This is a genomic window from Candidatus Eisenbacteria bacterium (genome assembly GCA_018831195.1).
Taxonomy (GTDB): Bacteria; Eisenbacteria; RBG-16-71-46; order CAIMUX01; family JAHJDP01; genus JAHJDP01.
This window is the reverse complement of record JAHJDP010000087.1, coordinates 41446-61740: the sequence shown is the minus strand read 5'-3', so window position 1 is coordinate 61740 and position 20295 is coordinate 41446. Positions and strand designations below refer to the sequence as shown.

Here is a 20295-nt window from a genome sequence, read left to right as displayed (position 1 = left end):
TCCAGGCGAAAGGGGAAAGACGATGAAACGCTCTGAAGGGATCACAATGCTGGCTTGCTGGCACTTCGCGGTGGCCGGTTTATTCTCGATAGGATTTATGGTCGCTCAAGGAGTTTTGGCTCTTGCGTGGAATGGCCTGTTTGGGGTTTCTGGCGGTGAATTGACTCTTCTGACCGTTCTCCTCTCGGGGGCTTCGCTCTTGGTTGCGGCTTCTGCGGTGCTCTTTTTCATCGCCGGATGGGGGCTCTGGCGGCAGCGGCCGTGGGCGCGCAGGATGGCTATGGTGTTGGCGTGCATGGAGTTATTCAAGTTTCCGACCGGGACCGTGATCGGATCGCTCACCCTCTGGTATTTCCTGAACCACAATGATTTGAGGGGAATGCCCGCGCCGGTATACCGTGAGGTTGCTGGTGCCCCTTGAGTGAACCGTCAAAAGAGTCACAATATGAATGGTTGACGGAGGGCCCCGGCCAGTTGGATCCAAATGGGATCTTTATTGCGGGGCCATTTAAAAAAGCCGGTTCATAGCGTGACGACACCGATCAAGCCATCAGAAGAAAAGAAACTTCGTGCAGCAGGCTCAAGCCACCATCACCTGGCGGCGCTCTCTTTGGCGGCGCTCGGTGTGGTCTTCGGTGATATTGGAACCAGCCCGCTCTATGCCATCCGCGAGTGTTTTCACGGACAATACGGCATCGCCATCTCGACGGATAATGTGCTCGGTGTTCTTTCTCTCATGTTTTGGGCGCTCATTATCGTTGTCACTCTCAAATATCTGACCTTTATCCTCAGAGCGGATAATCATGGAGAGGGTGGCGTCATCGCCCTCACGGCGCTGATACAACCCAAGCAGCTGAAAACAACAAGGGCCAGATGGATTCTTGTGACGGCGGGCCTGTTCGCCGCGTCTCTGCTCTATGGGGATGGCATGATCACGCCGGCCATTTCGGTCTTGAGCGCTATTGAGGGTGTGAAAATCATCGCCCCGGCTTTTCACTATTTTGTAATCCCCGCCACGGTCATTATCCTGGCTTGTCTTTTTCTTCTGCAAAGCCGCGGCACCGCCAAGGTGGGGGCGCTCTTCGGGCCGGTCATTTTTGTTTGGTTTTGCGCTCTCGGGATTCTGGGTTTTATTCAGATAACGTTAAACCCAAAAATCCTGATGGCTATGTTCCCATGGTATGGGGTCGCTTTTCTTATCAACAACCAAGTGCACGGTTTCCTGGTCCTCGGCGCCGTGTTTCTGGTGGTCACGGGTGCGGAGGCGCTCTATGCGGATATGGGACATTTCGGACGGCGTCCCATTCGATTGGTCTGGATTGTTTTGGTCTTGCCGGCGTTGTTATTGAATTACTTCGGGCAGGGAGCTCTATTGCTGGCCGACCCTGAAAAAGCCCACCACCCCTTCTACGCTATGGTGCCCTCCTGGGGGTTGATTCCGATGGTTATACTGGCCACGGCGGCGACGATCATTGCTTCCCAGGCCGTCATCACGGGCGCCTTTTCGCTCACCCGCCAGGCGATCCGTCTCGGATATTTCCCGCGGCTGAGAATTCTCCACACCTCAGTGAAGCATCTTGGGCAGATTTATGTTCCGCTCGTCAATTGGATTCTTATGGCGGCCACAATCTGTCTTGTTCTCGCATTTCGCACGACCAGCAAGCTCGCGGCCGCCTATGGCGTCGCCGTCACATCGACGATGTTGATCGCCACAATCCTCTTCTATGTGGTAGCCAGGGAGCGCTGGGGCTGGTCAAGGTTCTCCGCGGGTCTTCCGGTCTGTGTCTTCCTTGTCGTCGATATTGCCTTTTTTGGAGCGAATATCAGTAAGATATTCCACGGTGCTTGGTTTCCATTGGTCATAGGAGGAATGATCTATTTCATGATGATCACCTGGAAACGCGGCCGGGAGTCGTTATCGACTCAGTTGAAAGGTCTGACGCCAACATTTGAAGAGTTCCAAGCGAGGCTGACGGACGATCCTCCATATCGCATCAGCGGCCAGGCGGTTTTTCTATCGGGGAATCCGGATATCGTTCCGGCGGCGTTAGTTCAGAATTTGATCCACAACAAAGTGCTGCACAGTGATATTCTTTTCCTGCATTTTAAAACGGAGGAGGTTCCGCGGGTCCCGAATGACGAGAAGGTCGAGGAATTCAAATTGGGGAATGGTTTTTATAAGGTCATTGCTCATTACGGCTTTATGGAGGATCCCAAAGTTGGAAATATTCTCGCGTTGATCCGCGAGAAGGGTTTCGATTTCAAGATGGAGAAGATGAGCTTCTTTCTCGGACGGGAACGACTTGTACAAAAGAAACATGGCGGTATAAAAGCCATCCGATCAATGCTTTTTTCCTTTATGTCGAGAAATGCACAAAATGTCGCCACTTTCTATGACATTCCCAACAATCAAATCATCGAGGTGGGAATTCAGCTGGAAATCTAATGAGGGATTTTGGGAGCTGGAACCGGCGAAGGGTACAGCACTGGATTCCAACCGCCCCGGGTACCGCCTCGCCGGCCAAAACCCCTTTAACGGCATCGGGTTGCCCGTTGTCGATTCGATCCGTTCATTCTAAATGTCCCGAATGATTATGGATTCTAATGATGTTTTTATCCTGCTGATTGAAACCAAGATGCCGCTCAAGTGTCTTAGATTTCTTGTCGGTACCTCCTATTAGTTGTATGAAGGAGAGGGTGGTTCAGGCGCCGCGGATCTGGTATTATCAGATGTTTGGCCAATTTGAGTTGTTTTTACGCCGGTGGAAAAATCAGTCGTACAGGAGTCTTCTATGCCAATAAAAGAGGTTGGTCATTACTCTGTGTCGTATCTGCAAATTCTCGACGCATCGGGCAATGTCGACAAAGAGCTGGAGCCCAAGATCAGCGATGAGGATCTCCTCGCCCTCTATCGCGGGATGGTTATGGGCCGCGCCGTCGATCAACGCATGTTAAATCTGCAACGGCAGGGCCGCATCGGCACCTTCGCCCCGAGTACGGGGCAGGAAGCGGCCCACATTGTCCCCGCCTTCTTAATGAATGACAAGGATTGGTTCGTCGGCGCCTTCCGCGAGACGGGCGCACGTCTGTTGCGGGGCGAAACGATTACACAAACACTGTTGTATTATAACGGCTTTGAGGAGGGGAACAAAAGATCCGGCAACCGGCGGATTCTTCCCGTGTCGATCATTGTGGCGGGGCAGGCGCTTCATGCCGTCGGGATCGGATACGCTATGAAGTACCAAGGCGAAAAGGATACGTCGGTAATCTGTATCATGGGCGACGGCGCCACATCTGAAGGCGATTTCCATGAAGCGTTGAACTTCGCGGGCGTTTGGAATGTCCCGGTTGTTTTTATCGTACAAAACAACCAGTGGGCGATCTCGCTGCCGCGGGAGAAGCAGACGAGCTCCAAGACTCTGGCGCAAAAATCGATCGCCTTTGATATTCCCGGCATCCAGGTCGACGGCAACGATCCCCTTGGCATGTATGTCGCGACAAAAGAGGCGCTTGAAAGGGCGCGCACCGGCGGCGGACCGACACTAATTGAAGCGGTGACCTACCGGTTGATGATGCACACAACGGCGGATGACCCGAAAAAATACCGCCAAGATGATGAGGTTGAGGGATGGCAGGCGAAAGATCCTCTTATCCGCTTTAAAAAATATCTCGAAGATAAGGGTTTATGGGATGAACAAAAAGAAGAGGCATTGCAGGGGGCGACAAAAGAGGAAATCGACGCCGGCGTGAAGGCATTCGAAGAATTTACCGAGCTCCCGCCCGAGGCTTGCTTCGATCATGTTTTTGCCAAAATGACTCCCGAGCTTGAAGAGCAAAAGCAGGATTTCTTGAAGAGGAAAGGAAGCTGACGATGGCGAAGTTGAATATGGTTCAAGCGATCAATCTGGCGCTGGAGACGGAGATGGCGAAAGATGAGAGCGTCATCGTCCTTGGTGAAGATGTCGGCCGGGATGAAGGTGTTTTCCGCGTCACCGCCGGCCTCCTTGAAAAGTTCGGCGAAAGCCGGGTCATCGACACCCCATTGGCTGAGTCGGCTATCATCGGCACCTCGATCGGGATGGCCCTGGCTGGGATGAAACCGGTGGGTGAAATGCAGTTCTCCGGATTCTCCTATCTCATGGTTCATCAGTTGGAAGGGCACGCCTCGAGATTCAGGGGCCGGTCGTTGGGCGAATGGAATGTTCCCCTGGTTATCAGAATGCCCTACGGCGGCGGTGTCCGGGCGCTGGAGCATCACAGTGAAAGCCGGGAAGGGCTTTACTCAACAATTCCAGGTGTAAAAGTTGTTATCCCGTCCACGCCGAGAAACGCGCGGGCGCTGCTGCTGGCGGCCATCCGGGATCCCGATCCGGTTATCTTCATGGAGCCGAAGCGTTCCTACCGGGCCTTCCGCGAGGAGGTTCCCGAGGAGGAGGAGATCATGGAGATTGGGAAGGCCCAAATTGTACAGGAGGGGTCGGATATCACCGTGATCGCCTGGGGCGCTATGATGCGGCCGGCAATAAAAGCCGTCGATGAAATCAAAGAGAAGCTTGGAAAATCCGTCGAGTTGATCGATTTGCTGACGATGAATCCGATGGACGGCCTGACGGTGGCGGAATCGGTGAAGAAAACCGGGCGGTGCGTCATTGTACAAGAAGCGCCGAAGACGATGGGAATCGCATCCGAAGTCATCGCCCAGATTAATGACCGGGCTCTCATGTATCTGGAAGCGCCGGTGAAGCGGTTGACGAATTATGATGTGATGACTCCCTACTTTGGGAGGGAGATGAACTATGTTCCCGGCCAGGAAAATATCTACAAAGCCATTGAGGAAACATTGAACTATTAGGAGAGAATTATGTACGAGTTCAAGCTCCCGGATCTTGGCGAAGGAATTCAAGAGGGCGAGATTCTCAAATGGTATATCGCTGCCGGGGATAAGATCAATGAGGACGATCCCTTGGTCGACGTTGAAACGGATAAGGCCGCGGTAACCATTCCCTCTCCAAAAGGCGGCACCATCGCCCGGCTGAGCGGTGATGTCGGCGGCATTATCAATGTCGGGGATGTCATTGTTGTCATTGATGACGGGACCGGTGGAACGGTCGCCGTTGACGACAAAGGAGTTGCTGAAAAGGAATCCGTGGCTCCGGCGGCCCAGGCACCCGCGGCTCCAGCGGCACCCGCGGCGCCCGTGGCGGCGGTGATGAGCGCGGGACCTGTCGCGGCGGCGCCCGCGACCCGAAGGCTGGCACGCGAGCTGGGTGTTGATATCCGCACCGTGCCGGCAACCGGCCCGGCGGGGCGGGTGACGGGCGAGGATGTGAAACGATTCCATGGAACCGGCGGTGCGGCGGCGCCCGAGAAAAGGGTCTGCCCTCTCGATATCGTCGCTTCACCTGAAACGGAATTCGCCGCGCGGGCCGCATCGGCGATACCCTACCTCGACATTGAACCGCTTCCCGATTTCAGCCAATGGGGTCTTATCGAAATAGAAAAGCTTCGATCCATCCGCCGCAAAGTCGCCCGGAAAATGATCACCTCTTTCTCGCTGATCCCGCATGTAGCGCACATGGACGAAGCCGATGTGACCGATCTCGAAGCTTTCCGCAAAAGGGAGAATGAAAGGCGGAAGGGCAAGCCGGGCGGGCACCTGACCCTCCTATCTTTCGTGATCAAGGCGGTCACCGCCGGATTGCGGGCGGCGCCCTCCTTTAACGCGAGTTTGGATCACTTCAAAGATCAAATCATTTATAAGAAGTATTACAATATCGGGATCGCCGTGGATACAGGCCGGGGTTTGATCGTGCCCGTCATCCGTGAAACCGACCGGAAGAGCATCATCGAAGTTTCCGCGGAGATTGAAAGATTAGCCGCGGCGGCGCGGGATGGGAAAATCGCGGTTCAGGATCTGCAGGGCGGGACATTCACAATAACAAATGTCGGGCCGATGGGCGGAACCGCCCTGCTCCCGACCATCAACTACCCGGAAGTGGCGATCCTGGCCATGGGCGCTGCGCAGGACAAAGCGGTTGTCCGCGACGGCCAAATCGTCATCCGCAAGATGCTTCCGCTGACGCTGGCCTTTGATCACCGAATCACCGACGGCGCCGATGCGGCGAGGTTTGTATCAGAAATGGTCCGGACATTGTCGGATCCGAATCTTTTGCTGTTGGAAACGTAAACGGAAAAGTTTGACGAGTTTCGAGCCTCTTAAACAAAGGATTGCGATATGGTGATGGGTAGCTTGAAAACCGAGGCGGAAGTCGTTGTCATCGGCGGCGGCCCCGGCGGTTATGTCGCGGCGATCCGCGCGGCCGACCTGGGCAAAGAGGTCGTTTTGATCGATGACAGGGATAAGCTGGGCGGCACCTGCCTGCTTGAGGGATGCATCCCGTCAAAAGTATTGATCAATGCCGTTGAGGTTTTACAGGCTGCAAAAGACGCCGAAAAGTTTGGTTTTACGTTCAAGGATATCAATGTTGATCTGAACAAGCTGAGAGATTGGACCGATTCGGTCATCAACAAGCTCACCGGTGGTATTGACGGCCTTATGAAACGCCGGGGTATCGAAGTGATTCGCGGCCGGGCGGTCTTTGACAGCAAGTCCACCCTTACGATCGAGGGTGGTGATGTTTCAGGAATAGAGTTTAAACATTGTATAATTGCCACCGGATCACGGGTGCGCACGATCCCGCCCGCGAAAGATATGAATCTCTGGACCTCGACCGAAGCATTGAAGATCCCCGAAATCCCGGAGCGGCTGCTGATTGTCGGCGGCGGCTATATCGGGATTGAGCTCGGTTTGGTCTATGCCGGATTAGGTTCCGCGATAACAGTTGTTGAATTTCTGCCTGAACTCCTGCCGGGAGCCGATCAGGATCTTGTTCAGGTTATGGTCAAGCATGCTGAAAAGCGCTTTTCGAAAATTCTATACGGCTCAAAAGTCGTTGACATCAAGGAATCGGGTGAAGGGTATCTCGTCGGTGTTGAGCACGAGGGGGCAAGACAGCAACTGGAAACAGAAAAGGTTCTCATCGCTGTCGGAAGACAGCCCAATACCGACAGGCTCGGGTTGGATAGCGCCGGAGTCACCGTGAATGATCACGGTTTCATTGAAGTCAATGAAGAGTGCCGGACATCCGTCCCACATATCTTCGCGATCGGCGATGTTGTTCCCGGGCCGATGCTGGCGCATAAGGCCAGCCGCGAGGCTCATGTGGCGGCCGAGGTTCTGTGCGGTCACAAATCGGCCTTTGACAATCGCGCCATTCCCGCCGTGATCTTTACCGATCCGGAGATTGCTTGGACCGGCTTGACGGAGATCGAAGCGAAGCAAAAGGGGATCGAGGTTCATGTCGGCCGGTTTCCCCTGCAGGCACTGGGCCGTGCGCAAGCCATCGGCCGCACCGATGGATTGGTAAAGATCCTATCCGCCCCCGATTCCGGGCTCGTTCTCGGTGTTGGCATGGTGGGGCCCTTGGCCTCCGAGCTGATCGCGGAGGGGACGCTGGCGATTGAGATGGGCGCGACCCTCGAGGATATCATCGTCACGATCCACCCGCATCCGACCCTCTCTGAATCGATCATGGAGGCGGCCGAAGTCGCCGCGGGCGAGGCGGTTCACATTTCTCCGCCCAGGAAGCGCAAAGACTCCTGACGTGAGTGATTCTCTCGACATTAAACCCTATACATTTGATGACGATCTCATACGGGCTGTCCTCACCGATCGAAGCCCCCATGTTAAAGTATATCTGCCTGATGAGATCGCCGTCGTGATCGGCCGCGGCAGCAAGCCCGGGGTCGAGCTGCACGTGGAACACTGCATCGAGGACGGTGTGCCGGTCTATCAGCGGTATGGCGGCGGTTGCGCGGTTGTTTTGGATCCCGGAAATGTGATTGTTTCGGTGGTTCTGCCCACAGAAGGGATTTCCGGGAATAGCGGGTATTTCAACAAGATTTCATCCTGGCTGATAGCCAGGCTGGCTGACGCCGGGATCCCGGCGGTTTATCAGGACGGCATCTCCGACCTGGTCGTCGGCGGAAAGAAAGTCGGCGGCAGTTGTATCCAGCGCAAACGGAATTATCTCTACTACTCGACAACGCTGCTGGTGAATCCACGTTTTGATCTCATCGAGCGGTATTTACAACATCCGCCGAGAGAACCGAATCACCGGATGGGGCGGGAGCATCGGGAGTTTTTGGCGGCCCTTCCATGGCCTCCCTCAGAGAATCCGGCGCTGCAGCTGGCCGGGCGGCTGACTCAAGCCGCATTGAAAGAGACGCTGGCGGCCTTATGATGACGCCGGAAGACCTGCGGCGTCCGACTCAATTCTTATAATCCTATTTTCCCGGGTCAAAATTGTCGATGGCCGCTTCCAGGACGCTCTTTGCGTAAAGAAAATTATGCGCTCCCCGGCTGCCGTCGCCCTTCACGAATTCCAAGTTATACAAGGCGTCGATATAAGCCTGCGTCGTGTCGGAGGCGGCCGCTTCCAGCTCCGCTTCCAGCTCATCGATCAACAAATCGATCGCCGCGCGGGCATCGGTGAGAAATTCCAGATCATCCAGCGACGCGGCGTCCCCCACATCGTTGTGGCATTCGGCGCAGGATTCCGGCCGCGGCGCGTAGTCATGATGCGTGTAGTCCGGCGAAACCGGGCTTTCGTAGGGTTTCTTTGTCAAATGGCACGTCGCGCAGAGATCGGGCACATCATCCCGATGGGGTGAGTTTGTATAGGCCGCACCGGCATACTCGACGGCGCCATCGCCTTTCAAGAGATCGACCTGAGGGTGATGCGGTGCGCCCGCCAGCAGGGCGTCATCCGATGTGTGGCACTTCACGCAGAGAAGATCGGCATGTTCTTCGCGAAGCATCCCCTGATGTGTGGGATCGTGGGGATCGTGGCAGACGACACAGGTCAGCGGGATCGTATCCTCGCCGTAGATTCCGGCTCCGGTGCCGTGGACAAATTCATCAACGAATCCTTCGCCGGTATGACACGGCGTGCAGGTCGGATCTCCGGCGACGCCCTCTGTTGCGTGGCTGCGCGCGTGGCCGGTCGCCCGCCATTCCGCGGCATAATCCCTATGATAACCCGAGTGGCAAACGCCGCAGCCGGTGGGATTTTCGGCCGTTCCCATCCCCATGAGTTCCGAGCCGAGCCGCTGGCTGTCATGGTCGACAATCCCGCTGAAATCGCTGGGTCCGCCTAGCGGTCCGTGGCAGGACTCGCATTGTACATTAGTGAGCCTCTCAACGGCGGTTTCGTCGTATCCGCCGTTGTTAAGATAGGCGCCGTTGGCATCGGCGTCATTGTAACCGACCGTGTGGCATCCATAACATTCGAACTGCAATGGAGCGCTTGATCCCAAGTCGGCCCAGGCCTTGGCATGCCCCGATCCCAGCCATTGACGGTATTCAGGATCATCAAAATGACATTCGGCGCAGGTCGCGGCGCTCAGATAGTAGGGCCGCGCTTCAGGGATATACATGGCGACGGCCACGATAACCGATCGCGCCGCCGTCCCATCGGGACTGGAGACGACGGCGGTGATCCTTGCCGTAGTCGGTTCATCGGGGGCCTTCCAGGTCGCGTAATCCCCCTCATCATCCAAAAAGGATCCGGAGGTGGCGGTCCACTCATAGGTCAGGTCATTGCCTGTCGCTTCTACCGCCAAATCGACGAGACCGCCGACGCTGACTGAATCAGGGTAATAGGCCATGTAGGTGATTTTCACTGCGGGATCGGGAATGGCGGGACATTCATTATCGTCACCGCATCCGAGCAGAAGAAGAAGCGATAACAAACCGAGGGCCAAGAAACCTTTTTTCACATTGCACCTCCTATGAACCTCGGTAAATGAATCGCCCGAATCAATGTTTGATGGCAATCGATTCCGGATTTCCCATTTTCTCACGAAGAGCCTGTACAACCTTTTGAGCCTCAGGAGTGTGGAGGTAAACCCGTAGGATTCGCCGTCCTTCCTCGTCAACAACATCCATGAAAGGATTGCCGCCGAAACCGGTCTGTGTACTGCCGAGAACAATATTGCAAAGAGCAGACTTTTTTAAATGTATTTCACACCCGCAGCCCTTGCGCACCAGGCTGACCCAATCCCCCTCATCCGACCATCGAAAAGTGCCGTTGAGATCCACCGATGCAGATTCATGGCCGATATTAAAAATCGTCCCCTCAACGACGGCAAATTGATCCAGGAATTTTCGTATCGTAATCGTTTGTCCTTCCATTTCGGCCTTCCTTCCCTGGTAATCGCGGTTGATCTGCGCGAGATTTATTTTAAGTTCGGTTACTCTCCAAAGATAACCCAGCCCTGATGACAGGGGAAGAGCGGATCGATGACGGATTTTGAGCCGGAAAATGATGCAACGGGCGACCCCGCAGCGGGATGGGAGGTGATGGATCATACCGCCGATATCGGTCTGCGGGTTTGGGCGCCGACCTTGGAGGGCCTCTTCGAGCAGGCGGCGGAAGGCGTCGCCTCCCTCTCGGTCGACATCACTCGGATTGATCCATTGGTTCAGCGCCGCGTCGAGGTTGAAGGTTGGGATCTGGAGGAGCTGCTTGTTTCGTGGTTGCAGGAATTCCTCTATCTCTGGTCCGGATCGGGTTTTATAGGCCGGCGATTTCAGGTGAGAATTTTGCCGCCGTCAAAGCAAGAACCAGGAGAGCAGGATCCAGAAAAGGCGGATGTGGAAAAGGCCGGGGTTGAAAATGTTTGGCGCCTTGAGGGCGTGATCACCGGGGAGATGTGGGATCCCGGCCGGCACGAGGCCTACACCGATATCAAGGCGGCGACCTATCATAATCTGAAGATCAGGTCTGAGAACCCAGCCGGTGGAAAAATCATCTATCGCGTCGCGTTGATTTTGGATACTTGAACCTTTTCCGGTTTTGTCTCATTTTCGGTAAATCGATTCGAATTTTCGTAAAAGCGGCGACACATTGCTATGACGCCGCCGGGGGCTTATTTAAAAGCAGGCGCTCGATGAAATCCGGTCCTCCCATAAAATTAGAACGCGTTAAAGATTGGTTGTGGGAAATCCCCAAAACGGGAAAAATGCGCGTTCCGGGTCGGATTTACGCTACCAAGCCGCTACTGGAACAGCTGCGTTCAGAAGGCGGATTGGAGCAGGTCGCGAACGTCGCTCATCTTCCGGGGATTGTCGGATATTCTCTCGCGATGCCCGATATCCATTGGGGATACGGTTTCCCGATCGGCGGCGTGGCGGCTACCGATCCGGCGGCGGGGGGTGTCATTTCTCCGGGCGGCGTCGGATACGATATCAATTGCGGCGTTCGTTTGGCGACGACGCAGCTGCAGCTGGAAGATGTGCAGCCGAAGATCCAGAAGCTGGTCGCCTCAATGTTCCGCCATATCCCGTGCGGCGTCGGTTCGCACGGCGCCGTTAAAAGGGCCGGCCACCAGGAAATGCTCGACCTGATCAAGAACGGCGCCCGATGGGCCGTCAAGCGCGGCTATGGGAAATCCGATGATCTAAACTTCATTGAAGATGGCGGATCCTTACCCGGGGCGGACCCCGACAGGGTCAGTCAACGGGCGATGGACCGCGGGTCGGAGCAGGTCGGCACCCTCGGCTCGGGCAATCATTTTGCCGAGATCGAGGTGGTGGAAGAGATCTATCATCCCGAGGCGGCACGAGAATTCGGCATCCGCGAAGGACAGATCACTCTCATGATCCATACCGGCTCCCGCGGCTTTGGATACCAGATCTGCGATGATTATCTAAAATTGATGGGACGGGCTATCCGTCGATATAATATAGAGATACCAGACCGCCAGTTAGCCTGCGCACCGGTGGAATCGGAAGAGGGGCGTGGCTATCTGGCGGCAATGTTTGCGGCGGCCAATTACGCCTGGGCTAATCGACAGACTATCATGCACTTAGCCGAGAAGGCCTTTTTGGAGGGGCTGAGCTGCCATCCGCGCGACCTGGGATTAAGTCTCGTCTATGATGTCTGCCACAATATTGCGAAGCTCGAAAATCACCAGGTCGGCGGCAAGACCCGGCGGCTCTGTGTGCATCGCAAGGGGGCCACGCGCGCTTTCTGGCCGCAGGGGACCCGGCCCGGCCGTAGCGTCGGGCAGCCGATCATCATTCCGGGGGATATGGGCTCCTGCTCCTACCTCGCGGTGGGGACACCCAAGAGCCTCGAGGAAACTTTTGGCAGCACGGCGCACGGGGCCGGCCGCGTGATGAGCCGGACGCAGGCGGTGAAGACCTTTGCCGGGAGGGATCTTGCTGCTGAATTGTCGGAGGAGGGGATTACCGTCATGGCTCAGGGGCGCCGCACCCTGGCCGAAGAGATGCGGGGCGCTTATAAAAATGTGGCCGATGTGGTCGATACGATGGAGCTGGCGGGAATCAGCCTTAAGGTCGCCCGTCTCAGGCCGATCGGAGTGATTAAGGGATAGGCATCTTTGGCGTGGCGTGGAGGTTGGCGCGCGGGTTGGTTCATAAGGAGGAGACAGGCTGGTGGCGACAAAGCTTTCGATCGATGAGCAACTCTCCATTCTGTTGCGGGGAACGCAGTTTGCGGATGAGGTCAATTGGGATACGGCTCCAACGGAGAAGACGCTGCGCGAGCAGATGACCGAGGAGCTGCGGGAGATTCTCAAAGAGGGAAAGCAGCTGCGGATTTATCTCGGTGTCGATCCGACCAGCCCGAATCTTCATGTCGGTCACTTTGTCCCGCTGCAAAAGCTCCGCCAGTTTCAGGAGCTGGGGCATCAGGTTATCTTTCTCATCGGTGATTACACCGCCATGATCGGCGATCCGACGGGACAAGACAAAACGCGCCGCCGTTTTACACACGAAGAAGTGCTGGGGCTCGCCAAGACCTACTGCGAACAGGCCTTCAAGGTGCTGGATGAGGAGAAGACCGAGGTTCGTTACAACGGCGAGTGGCTGGCGAAACTGCAGTTTGCCGATATTGTAGAACTCGCCTCCATTTTCCCTCTGCGCCAGATTATCAGCCGGCGGGATTTTAAAGACCGGCTGGATCGCGGCGAAAGCCTGCGCTTTCATGAGTCGCTCTACGCCCTCATGCAGGGATACGATGCGCACGCGCTCGAATGCGATGTGCAGGTCGGCGCTTACGATCAGCATTTCAATCTTCTCGCCGGCCGTGAGATACAAAAACATTTCGGAGCACGGCCTCATGTCATGATCACCGTACCGCTCATCGATGGGACCGACGGGCGGAAAATGTCTAAGTCATACGGCAACACAATCGATATCCGCAGCACGCCTGAGGATATGTTCGGGAAGACGATGCGGGTCTCCGACGAGCAATTGCCGGCCTATGTGGAACTCACCTCGGGCTGGCCGATGGATGAGATCGACAAGATTCTGGCCGAGCTGAAGAGCGGCGGCAATCCGATGGAGATTAAGAAGCGCCTTGCCGGACGGCTGGTTGAAATGTACCACGGAGCGGCCGCGGCGAAGGAGGCTGAGGAACATTTCCGCCGGGTCGTACAAGAGAAGGCCGCGCCCGATGAAATTCAAATTGTTAAAGTGACGGATGATCTCATGCGCAATGGTCCGACCTGGATTGACGCTCTGGCGGCGCTCAATCTAACCAAATCGAAGGGCGAAGCGCGGCGCCTGATCCAGCAGGGTGGATTCTATGTCGAACAGGAGACGGTCGGCGATGTCGCGGCCCTTTTCGATCCGGAGATGGTGAAAGCCAAGGGCGGCGATGGACTCATGATCCGTCTCGGCAAGCGGCGGTATTACCGGTTGATACCCTCCTGACGGCGGCGTTGCATACACTGTAAGCGGCCGGCGACCCCCGATGAATCTCATTCCCGCCATCGAGAGCACGCGGATGATCGGCCCGCTGTCCCGCCGCTATCTTGGATCTTTCAAATCTCCCCAAAACCGCCTATAATAAGCTTGGTTTGAAAGACTCGTGTCGTCATTCTGTTGTTATTAAAATAAGATCCTTGGCCAGACATTAATCTTTCGGAGGTGTCCCATGAACAGCCGCCGGCCTCTTCATCCCTTTATATTCCTCTTTATCATTGGATGTCTTCTCTTTCTTTCGCCCGCCGTGATCGCAGTTGACCGCTCTTGCGGCGACCATATCTGGGAAGCCTGCGAGTATTGCGGCCAGGATTGCTACTGGGAATCCGGTTTTGTTTATACGGATATGACGCATGATTGCATCGTCAACATTGTCGATTTCGGGATCTTCGCGCAGCCGTTCCTTGGATCCTATTGGACGGCCAGCGCCGATTTTAATGATGATGGCTTTGTTAATGCCGGCGATTATTATTTGTTCGGCACCAGCTATTTTCATGACTATGAGGTGGATCCCTGCGACCCCTGCGGCGTTGTGCCCGACAGCTGCATGGGGATCGCAAGAATCAATTTTTCGATGGATGCCGAGGAGGACGTTGATCGAATCGATATTGCGCCCTTCGAGGAATTCAGAGTTTTTATTGTCCTTGAGGGGTGCGTTGGTATGACATCCGCGGATGCCTGTTTCTACGCCTCGAGTAATGTCGAAGGCGATTTTTCGACCGAGGCTCTATGGGGGATGACCCCATCGGACGGCTCACCGGCGAGATATCAGGGGGAGTTTCATGCCTATGTCACCGACAGCGAGCCGGCCTGGGTGAAGATCAGAGATTGTACAATGCATTCCAACCAGGGGCTTCAATGGGCTCAGGTCAATCCGCCTCGGCTCATGAATTTTGAGACGGTGGCCTTCGGGGGGATCAACGCCTATCCGCCGCCTGATTCCTTGGGCAACTGCGGCCCGCAGGAACCATACTGCGGCGATGGCGCGTGGGATTTTGAACCGTGCGAATTCTGCGGCCAGGATGCTTATCAGACGACCGGTTGGACTGAAATGAATCACGATTGCTGGGTCGATCTTCTGGATCTTGTTCTCTTTGGTGAAGCCTATGGCGGGAGTTACGATCCCAGCGCGGATTTCAATGACAACGGCGTGGTGGGGATCGAGGATTTTCTGGTCTTCTCCGATAGTTTCTTTCAGCATGGACCGGTAACACCCTGCGCCACCTGCGGCGTGGTTCCGGATAGCTGCGCGGGAACCGTCCGAATCAATTTCTCTGCCGACCCTACGGACGATCTCGACCGGATCGATCTGGCCCCCTATCAACCCGCCACGGCGCATGTTGTTGTTGAAGGCTGCGACGGGATTGCCGGGATTGACCTCTGCGTGCTGGTCACACCCAATATCAATATCGACAACACCGCTTATCCCACGACCCTGGTTCTTGAAGACGGCGCCTATCCATTGCTGCCTCCCATGGATAGCGGCCCACATGATGTCTTGGGTGTTACATTTTATCTGACCGATGCCACACCGGGACGCATTTGGGTCAACGGCTGCGGGGCGAGAACTCTTAGTTGGGCGCAGAGAGATCCACTCCGCCGTATGGGATTCAGAATGATCGCCTCGGGCGGTATTAATGTAGACGCCGGGTATGATTCCCTCGGTTGCGGGTTGTCGGGAGTGGGCGATTGGACGGTTGCGGATCTGATCCCGGTGAGGATCACCTGCAGCCCTAATCCGGCGGGCCACAATGTATCACTGACCTTCAATCTCGATGAAGCGATCCCGACGGATGTCGGGATATTCGATGTGGCCGGCCGCCTTGTCCGGCATCTTTATAAGGGATCACTGGATTCGGGGAGCCTCCTTCAGTGGGATACGCGGTCGGATCGCGGGGAGGATGTTCCATCCGGCGTCTATTTTGTGAAGCTCTCCTCATCAAGGGGATGCGCGAAGACGCGGATGATTTTGCTCAGATAATCTGAGACCGGTGAGTAGCGCCGGCGCAGGCAAGATGGCTTGTGAGGGAAACCCTCCCGGCCTTCGGCCCGTACTCATACCAGCGGGCTGAACAACATTCCGGCCGGGAGGTTTTTTATGAGAATCTTGATTTCAGTGCTTCTTCTCGCCTTGGTTTTCAGCGGATTGCCGGCCCTTCCGGGTCATGCCCAAAATCTTCTGAATCAACCCGAGAGCGTTGTTTATGACGCCCCGCGGGATCGCTATCTCGTCTCGAACTACGGCGACGGCAGTATTGTCGCGATCGATGCAGCGCATCAACAATCCTATTTCAATACGTCTCTCACCAAGATCGCCGGATTGCACATTTTAAACGGCATTCTTTATGTTGCATCGAGCGGGGAGCCTGATATCGCGCTCATCGGCTTCGATCTGGAAACGGGCGAAAGGATCGCAAGTATTTGGATCACGGATCCGGGGATGCTCAATGGCATCACATCCGACGACAGCGGCAATCTCTATGTGACTGATTTCTATAACAGCAAAATCTATAAAATCCGGCCCGATCACAGCTGGTCTGTTTTTGTGGATGCGGATCTGAATATGCCGAACGGTATCATCTTTGATGCGCCGAATGACCGCCTTCTCACCGTCATGCAGAACGAAGCCGGTTACCCGATGAAAGCGATCGATATCGCTGATTCATCGGTCTCTGTCGTGATGAACACACAGATCCCCAGTGTCGATGGTATTACGGTTGATAGTGGCGGTTCCTTTTATATCTCCAGCTGGTATTACAGCGCGGTGCTCCGGTATGATCCGGCGCTCAGCGGCCCGCCGGAAACGTTCTCGACCGGCCATGACGGACCCGCCGATATCTATTATGACGCCGTTCACGATTTGATCGCCGTTCCGAATTTCTATACAAATTCCGTGGATTTTCTGCCGGTTGACCTGACGTCGGTTGAGGGTGCGGTAACCCCCGGTACTGAAATTGTTTTTGAGACCGGATCCAACCCATTCAAGAATAAGGCCCATTTTTCCTATGAACTTAAAGACGCGGCCGATGTCCACATCGATATTTATAATATTGCCGGCCGCAAGCGGGCCACACTCGTTGACGGCGTCCGGGCGGCGGGAAGTCATCATGCCTCGTGGAACGCTGAACTGGAGCCATCCGGCCTCTATTTCTACCGGTTACAGGTGGGTGAACGGTCACGGATGGGGAAGTTGCTGCTCCTAAGATAGCCTATGTCTAATGGTAGATAGATCTAGCCTTGCAATGCGGACTTGCACCGAAGCTTGCTTCTAAATGGGGCCTATCATAATCGTTAGTAAGCGCGGTCACCAGCCCCTGGTGCAGGCATTTCAACAAGATAGCCGGATCCCCGGCAACGCTTTGCGGCGCCGGAAGCAGGCCTTTGGATTGTCAGCTTCCTCCTATGAAGGTTCCCCCGCCTCATACCGATATCTTTACTGGGGCTAATCCATTAGCTCAGAAAAACCTTGACAATTTTTGACAATAGATCTGAAAATGAATGCACATTGGAAGCGCTGTCTTTGCGATCTGCGAGGTCGTCCGGTATTCATTGCAGATCTGAGGAGTGGTCTTCATGAACCATGCTAAAGTTTTCCGTGCTTTCCGAATGCTGATCGTGTCCTATGGAGTCCTGGCTTTGCTTCTTATCGGCTTCCTGGCAACCCTTCCCTCTATCGCTTCCGCTTATTCGGGAACACCGACACGGGATCCCTATTCCAATTCGGATGGGGATGGAGATGAGCCTGAATTCACTCCTTTGCCGGCCAAAAACAGCGACCTTGGGCATGTGCTGGATTGTAAAAGTACGGCGGAAAAAAACGTCGGCGCTGAACGTGCGCATTCCACCGTGCGTCCTTTTCAAGCCGAGCGAACCCCAATGCCGTTTTCCACCCGGGTTCAGTTGTGGCTGTTAAACTGGTTGCTCCGCTGACCAGGTCGAAAAGCTGGAATTGGGGGATTGTTCTAAGCATCAGATGCCTTACTCCTGTTGAGGAGATTCGAAATGAGTCTGGAGGGGTGCGGGGAACATCTTTCGACTTCATCTCATCTTCCAGCCGAGGCATTGGCTAGCTGTCTTCGTCGAGCCCGGCTATACCTGGATGCTGCTTCACCGACCCATGCCTACGAGCTTCTCCAACCTATCGTTTCAACTTCGATTGAAGGGATCCCCGAAAGGGATGATCGTTTAGCTCTTGTTTCATGCTACTTAGAGAGCTGCCAAGCGCTCCGTAAAACCAAGGAGCTCAGAGTATGGACCCCTGTCCTCCGCGACCTGCTTCAAAGCGCCGGCTCGGTTTCGGCGGAAATACAAGTCCGCGGCACGGCCGTCCTGGCTTATATTCTATCCGAGAGTGGCGATTACCCTTCATCCCTGGACCTTTGTCGACGGATGGGCCCGGATGTTCTCGCGAAAGCCAACCCGCAAACCGCTGTTTTGATTCTCATCCAGACCGTCACACCCCTCATGAGACTCGGCAATCTTGAGGAGGCCGAGGCCAAGGCGGCCGAGGCCCTCGAACTGGCCGAGCGTTATGGCGATCGTGTTCTCTGGGGCAAGACCTGCGGCCAGATGGCCAATGTGCTCCGCATCCGAGGACGGCTTGAGGAATCGCTCCGGTTTTATGGAAAATCAGAACAACTCCGTCGCGATGGCGGTGATCTGACCGGCGTTGTGCGCGTCCTGCTTAATCGCGCTTGGCTCCTTAATCGGATGGGTCTCCTCGAGCAAAGTCACGCGACGTTCGCGCAGGCTCATAAACAGGCGCGACAGATAGGTCATGCAACCTTGATCTTGCGATCGGCTTTGGGACAGGGCATGCTCGCGGGCCGCTGTGGTGACTGGCCGGAGGCCCGCCGCCTGCTCTTAAGCTGCTGGCGCATGGCCCGCCGGATGGAGATGCCGCGTGAAGAATGTCTATCTCTGGAGTTCCTCGGTGAGGTTATGGCGACGAGTGGACATTTTGGTAGGGCGCACCGAGCCCTGAACCTCTGCCGCCGTCTGGCCGACTGTCTTTCGCCGGCGGGAGATCTGGTTGTCGAGTGCTATTTAAGATTCTCCTTGCTGGCCTGCGCTGAGTCAAAGTGGCCGCGGGCGGAGAAGGCGGCGCGAAACGCCATCGATCTCGCATCCCAATGCGGGATGGATTGGGAAGAAGCCCAGGGGTGGGGTCTTCTCAGCTTGGCTCTCGAATCCCAAGGCATGAATGATAAAGCTGAACAAACCGCTCTTCGAGCACAAGATCTTTTGCGAAAAATGAACCTGGGCCAGAAAGCCGATCTCGTATCCGGCTGGCGCCATCAGCTATTGCAGGCAAACATGAAGACCCGCGCGTCAGAAGGACCCTCTGGTCATTTCGAGCGTTTGGATTTTTCCCGGCCGAAACCCAAGGGTGCGGTAAAGGCTGCGCCGAAGGGCGCACTGACGGATGCACAAACTTCTATGGCTTTAAATCCCATCTGGAATGAGATCGGCCTTATCACCGGATCTCTTCCGATGAAGCGTGTCTTGGAGAAAGCGCGTCGACTGGCGGAAGACGGAGCTTTTATCCTTCTCACGGGTGAGACGGGGACGGGAAAAGAGCTCGTGGCGCGGGGGATTCACAAGCTTGCCGGCCGGAGAGGGCGCTTTGTTCCCTTCAATTGCGGCGCCTGTCCCGACGCCCTTATACAAAGCGAGCTCTTCGGCGCTGACGCGGGCGCCTTCACGGGGGCAACGCGCAACCGGCGCGGTTTGGTGCGGGAGGCCGAAGGGGGAACGCTCTTTTTGGATGAAGTGGGGGAGTTGTCGCCCCGGGCTCAAGTCGCCTTGCTGCGTTTTCTTGATCGCGGCGAGGTGAAGGCGCTGGGCTCAACAGCCATTCACAATATTCAGCTGGGTATCGTATCCGCCACACAAAAAGATCTCCCGCAGAAACTAAAGATGGGCCTCTTCCGGAAAGATCTCTATTACCGGCTGGCTCAAGGCCGGATTGATCTCCCTCCCCTGCGGAACCGGTTGGAAGACCTTGCCCTCCTCATCCGCCACCTGTGGAATCACCATGGCGCCGGCAGCGCCCTTCCTAAGGGATTGGTCGAGGAGGCGGGTCTGCTTGTTTTCCGGGAGCATTCATGGCCTGGAAATATCCGCGAGCTTGATCATTTCGTGCGCGCGCTCAGGCTCCGATTCAATGGCATAGGGAATGGCGCATCGTTCGATCCGGCGGTCATCCGGGAGATGCTTCTCGATTCAGCGCTGAAGCCCTCACCAGTTGCCATTGAGCGTCCGAGCAGAGACAGGGTTGTGTCCGCACTTGCCGCGGCCGGAGGAAACCGGAGCCGGGCGGCCAAAATGCTGGGGATATCACGCCAGATGGTCTATCGAATCCTTCGTTAAGCTCACCTTTTGCGCCCGCACCTTTTCAATTCCAGAGATTTCACAAAAAGCTGCGAAGAATCTTCATT

General features: G+C 55.6%; 16 protein-coding genes. 14 read left to right on the top strand and 2 right to left on the bottom strand.

Features of this window, described 5'->3' with window-relative positions; all coding sequences use genetic code 11:
• Positions 1-22 precede the first annotated feature (22 nt).
• The 7 genes from KJ970_15075 (at position 23) to KJ970_15045 (ending at position 8303) form a co-directional block, all read left to right on the top strand.
• Entirely contained in the window at positions 23-421 is a 399-nt protein-coding gene (locus KJ970_15075) for a hypothetical protein (protein MBU2692243.1), read from the top strand.
• 63 nt (positions 422-484) lie between these two features.
• Positions 485-2446, top strand: a complete 1962-nt coding sequence (locus KJ970_15070; protein ID MBU2692242.1) for a potassium transporter Kup — start codon at positions 485-487, stop codon at positions 2444-2446.
• Between the two features lie 346 nt (positions 2447-2792).
• The gene (gene pdhA / locus KJ970_15065) at positions 2793-3869 is read left to right on the top strand and encodes a pyruvate dehydrogenase (acetyl-transferring) E1 component subunit alpha (GenBank protein ID MBU2692241.1); all 1077 of its coding nucleotides are present in this window, start codon (positions 2793-2795) and stop codon (positions 3867-3869) included.
• A gap of 2 nt (positions 3870-3871) precedes the next feature.
• Positions 3872-4852 carry an alpha-ketoacid dehydrogenase subunit beta gene (locus tag KJ970_15060; protein MBU2692240.1) on the top strand — a complete coding sequence of 327 codons (981 nt, stop codon included), beginning with the start codon at positions 3872-3874 and terminating at the stop codon, positions 4850-4852.
• Between the two features lie 9 nt (positions 4853-4861).
• Positions 4862-6187 carry a 2-oxo acid dehydrogenase subunit E2 gene (locus KJ970_15055; protein MBU2692239.1) on the top strand — a complete coding sequence of 442 codons (1326 nt, stop codon included), beginning with the start codon at positions 4862-4864 and terminating at the stop codon, positions 6185-6187.
• A gap of 54 nt (positions 6188-6241) precedes the next feature.
• The gene (lpdA, locus tag KJ970_15050) at positions 6242-7663 is read left to right on the top strand and encodes a dihydrolipoyl dehydrogenase (GenBank protein ID MBU2692238.1); all 1422 of its coding nucleotides are present in this window, start codon (positions 6242-6244) and stop codon (positions 7661-7663) included.
• Position 7664: 1 nt separating this feature from the next.
• Positions 7665-8303: a hypothetical protein gene (locus tag KJ970_15045; protein MBU2692237.1), complete on the top strand. Its 639-nt coding sequence runs from the start codon at positions 7665-7667 to the stop codon at positions 8301-8303.
• A 43-nt stretch (positions 8304-8346) separates the two neighbouring features.
• Here the strand turns inward: KJ970_15045 and KJ970_15040 are convergent, their stop codons facing one another.
• Positions 8347-9840, bottom strand: a complete 1494-nt coding sequence (locus KJ970_15040) for a hypothetical protein (protein MBU2692236.1) — start codon at positions 9838-9840, stop codon at positions 8347-8349.
• 40 nt (positions 9841-9880) lie between these two features.
• Positions 9881-10255: a hypothetical protein gene (locus KJ970_15035; protein ID MBU2692235.1), complete on the bottom strand. Its 375-nt coding sequence runs from the start codon at positions 10253-10255 to the stop codon at positions 9881-9883.
• 108 nt (positions 10256-10363) lie between these two features.
• Between KJ970_15035 and KJ970_15030 the strand changes: the two genes are divergently transcribed.
• The 7 genes from KJ970_15030 (at position 10364) to KJ970_15000 (ending at position 20227) form a co-directional block, all read left to right on the top strand.
• Positions 10364-10906, top strand: coding sequence for an archease (locus KJ970_15030; GenBank protein MBU2692234.1), 543 nt, complete (start codon positions 10364-10366; stop codon positions 10904-10906).
• Between the two features lie 125 nt (positions 10907-11031).
• Positions 11032-12462: an RtcB family protein gene (locus KJ970_15025; protein MBU2692233.1), complete on the top strand. Its 1431-nt coding sequence runs from the start codon at positions 11032-11034 to the stop codon at positions 12460-12462.
• A gap of 61 nt (positions 12463-12523) precedes the next feature.
• Positions 12524-13804 carry a tyrosine--tRNA ligase gene (locus KJ970_15020; protein MBU2692232.1) on the top strand — a complete coding sequence of 427 codons (1281 nt, stop codon included), beginning with the start codon at positions 12524-12526 and terminating at the stop codon, positions 13802-13804.
• A gap of 223 nt (positions 13805-14027) precedes the next feature.
• Positions 14028-15836 (top strand): T9SS type A sorting domain-containing protein, encoded by a 1809-nt coding sequence (locus tag KJ970_15015; GenBank protein MBU2692231.1) that lies wholly within the window; start codon positions 14028-14030, stop codon positions 15834-15836.
• A gap of 117 nt (positions 15837-15953) precedes the next feature.
• Positions 15954-17063, top strand: coding sequence for an SMP-30/gluconolactonase/LRE family protein (locus KJ970_15010; GenBank protein MBU2692230.1), 1110 nt, complete (start codon positions 15954-15956; stop codon positions 17061-17063).
• Between the two features lie 365 nt (positions 17064-17428).
• Complete coding sequence (locus KJ970_15005; protein MBU2692229.1) at positions 17429-17785, top strand: hypothetical protein; 357 nt, start codon at positions 17429-17431, stop codon at positions 17783-17785.
• Positions 17786-17857: 72 nt separating this feature from the next.
• Positions 17858-20227 (top strand): sigma 54-interacting transcriptional regulator, encoded by a 2370-nt coding sequence (locus KJ970_15000; GenBank protein ID MBU2692228.1) that lies wholly within the window; start codon positions 17858-17860, stop codon positions 20225-20227.
• Positions 20228-20295 lie beyond the last annotated feature (68 nt).

Coding starts and splice junctions, on each gene's coding strand:
- KJ970_15075 (MBU2692243.1), top strand. CDS start 23: ATGAAACGCTCTGAAGGGATCACAATGCTGGCTTGCTGGCACTTCGCG.
- KJ970_15070 (MBU2692242.1), top strand. CDS start 485: ATGGGATCTTTATTGCGGGGCCATTTAAAAAAGCCGGTTCATAGCGTG.
- pdhA (MBU2692241.1), top strand. CDS start 2,793: ATGCCAATAAAAGAGGTTGGTCATTACTCTGTGTCGTATCTGCAAATT.
- KJ970_15060 (MBU2692240.1), top strand. CDS start 3,872: ATGGCGAAGTTGAATATGGTTCAAGCGATCAATCTGGCGCTGGAGACG.
- KJ970_15055 (MBU2692239.1), top strand. CDS start 4,862: ATGTACGAGTTCAAGCTCCCGGATCTTGGCGAAGGAATTCAAGAGGGC.
- lpdA (MBU2692238.1), top strand. CDS start 6,242: ATGGGTAGCTTGAAAACCGAGGCGGAAGTCGTTGTCATCGGCGGCGGC.
- KJ970_15035 (MBU2692235.1), bottom strand. CDS start 10,255: ATGGAAGGACAAACGATTACGATACGAAAATTCCTGGATCAATTTGCC.
- KJ970_15030 (MBU2692234.1), top strand. CDS start 10,364: ATGACGGATTTTGAGCCGGAAAATGATGCAACGGGCGACCCCGCAGCG.
- KJ970_15015 (MBU2692231.1), top strand. CDS start 14,028: ATGAACAGCCGCCGGCCTCTTCATCCCTTTATATTCCTCTTTATCATT.
- KJ970_15010 (MBU2692230.1), top strand. CDS start 15,954: ATGAGAATCTTGATTTCAGTGCTTCTTCTCGCCTTGGTTTTCAGCGGA.
- KJ970_15005 (MBU2692229.1), top strand. CDS start 17,429: ATGAACCATGCTAAAGTTTTCCGTGCTTTCCGAATGCTGATCGTGTCC.
- KJ970_15000 (MBU2692228.1), top strand. CDS start 17,858: ATGAGTCTGGAGGGGTGCGGGGAACATCTTTCGACTTCATCTCATCTT.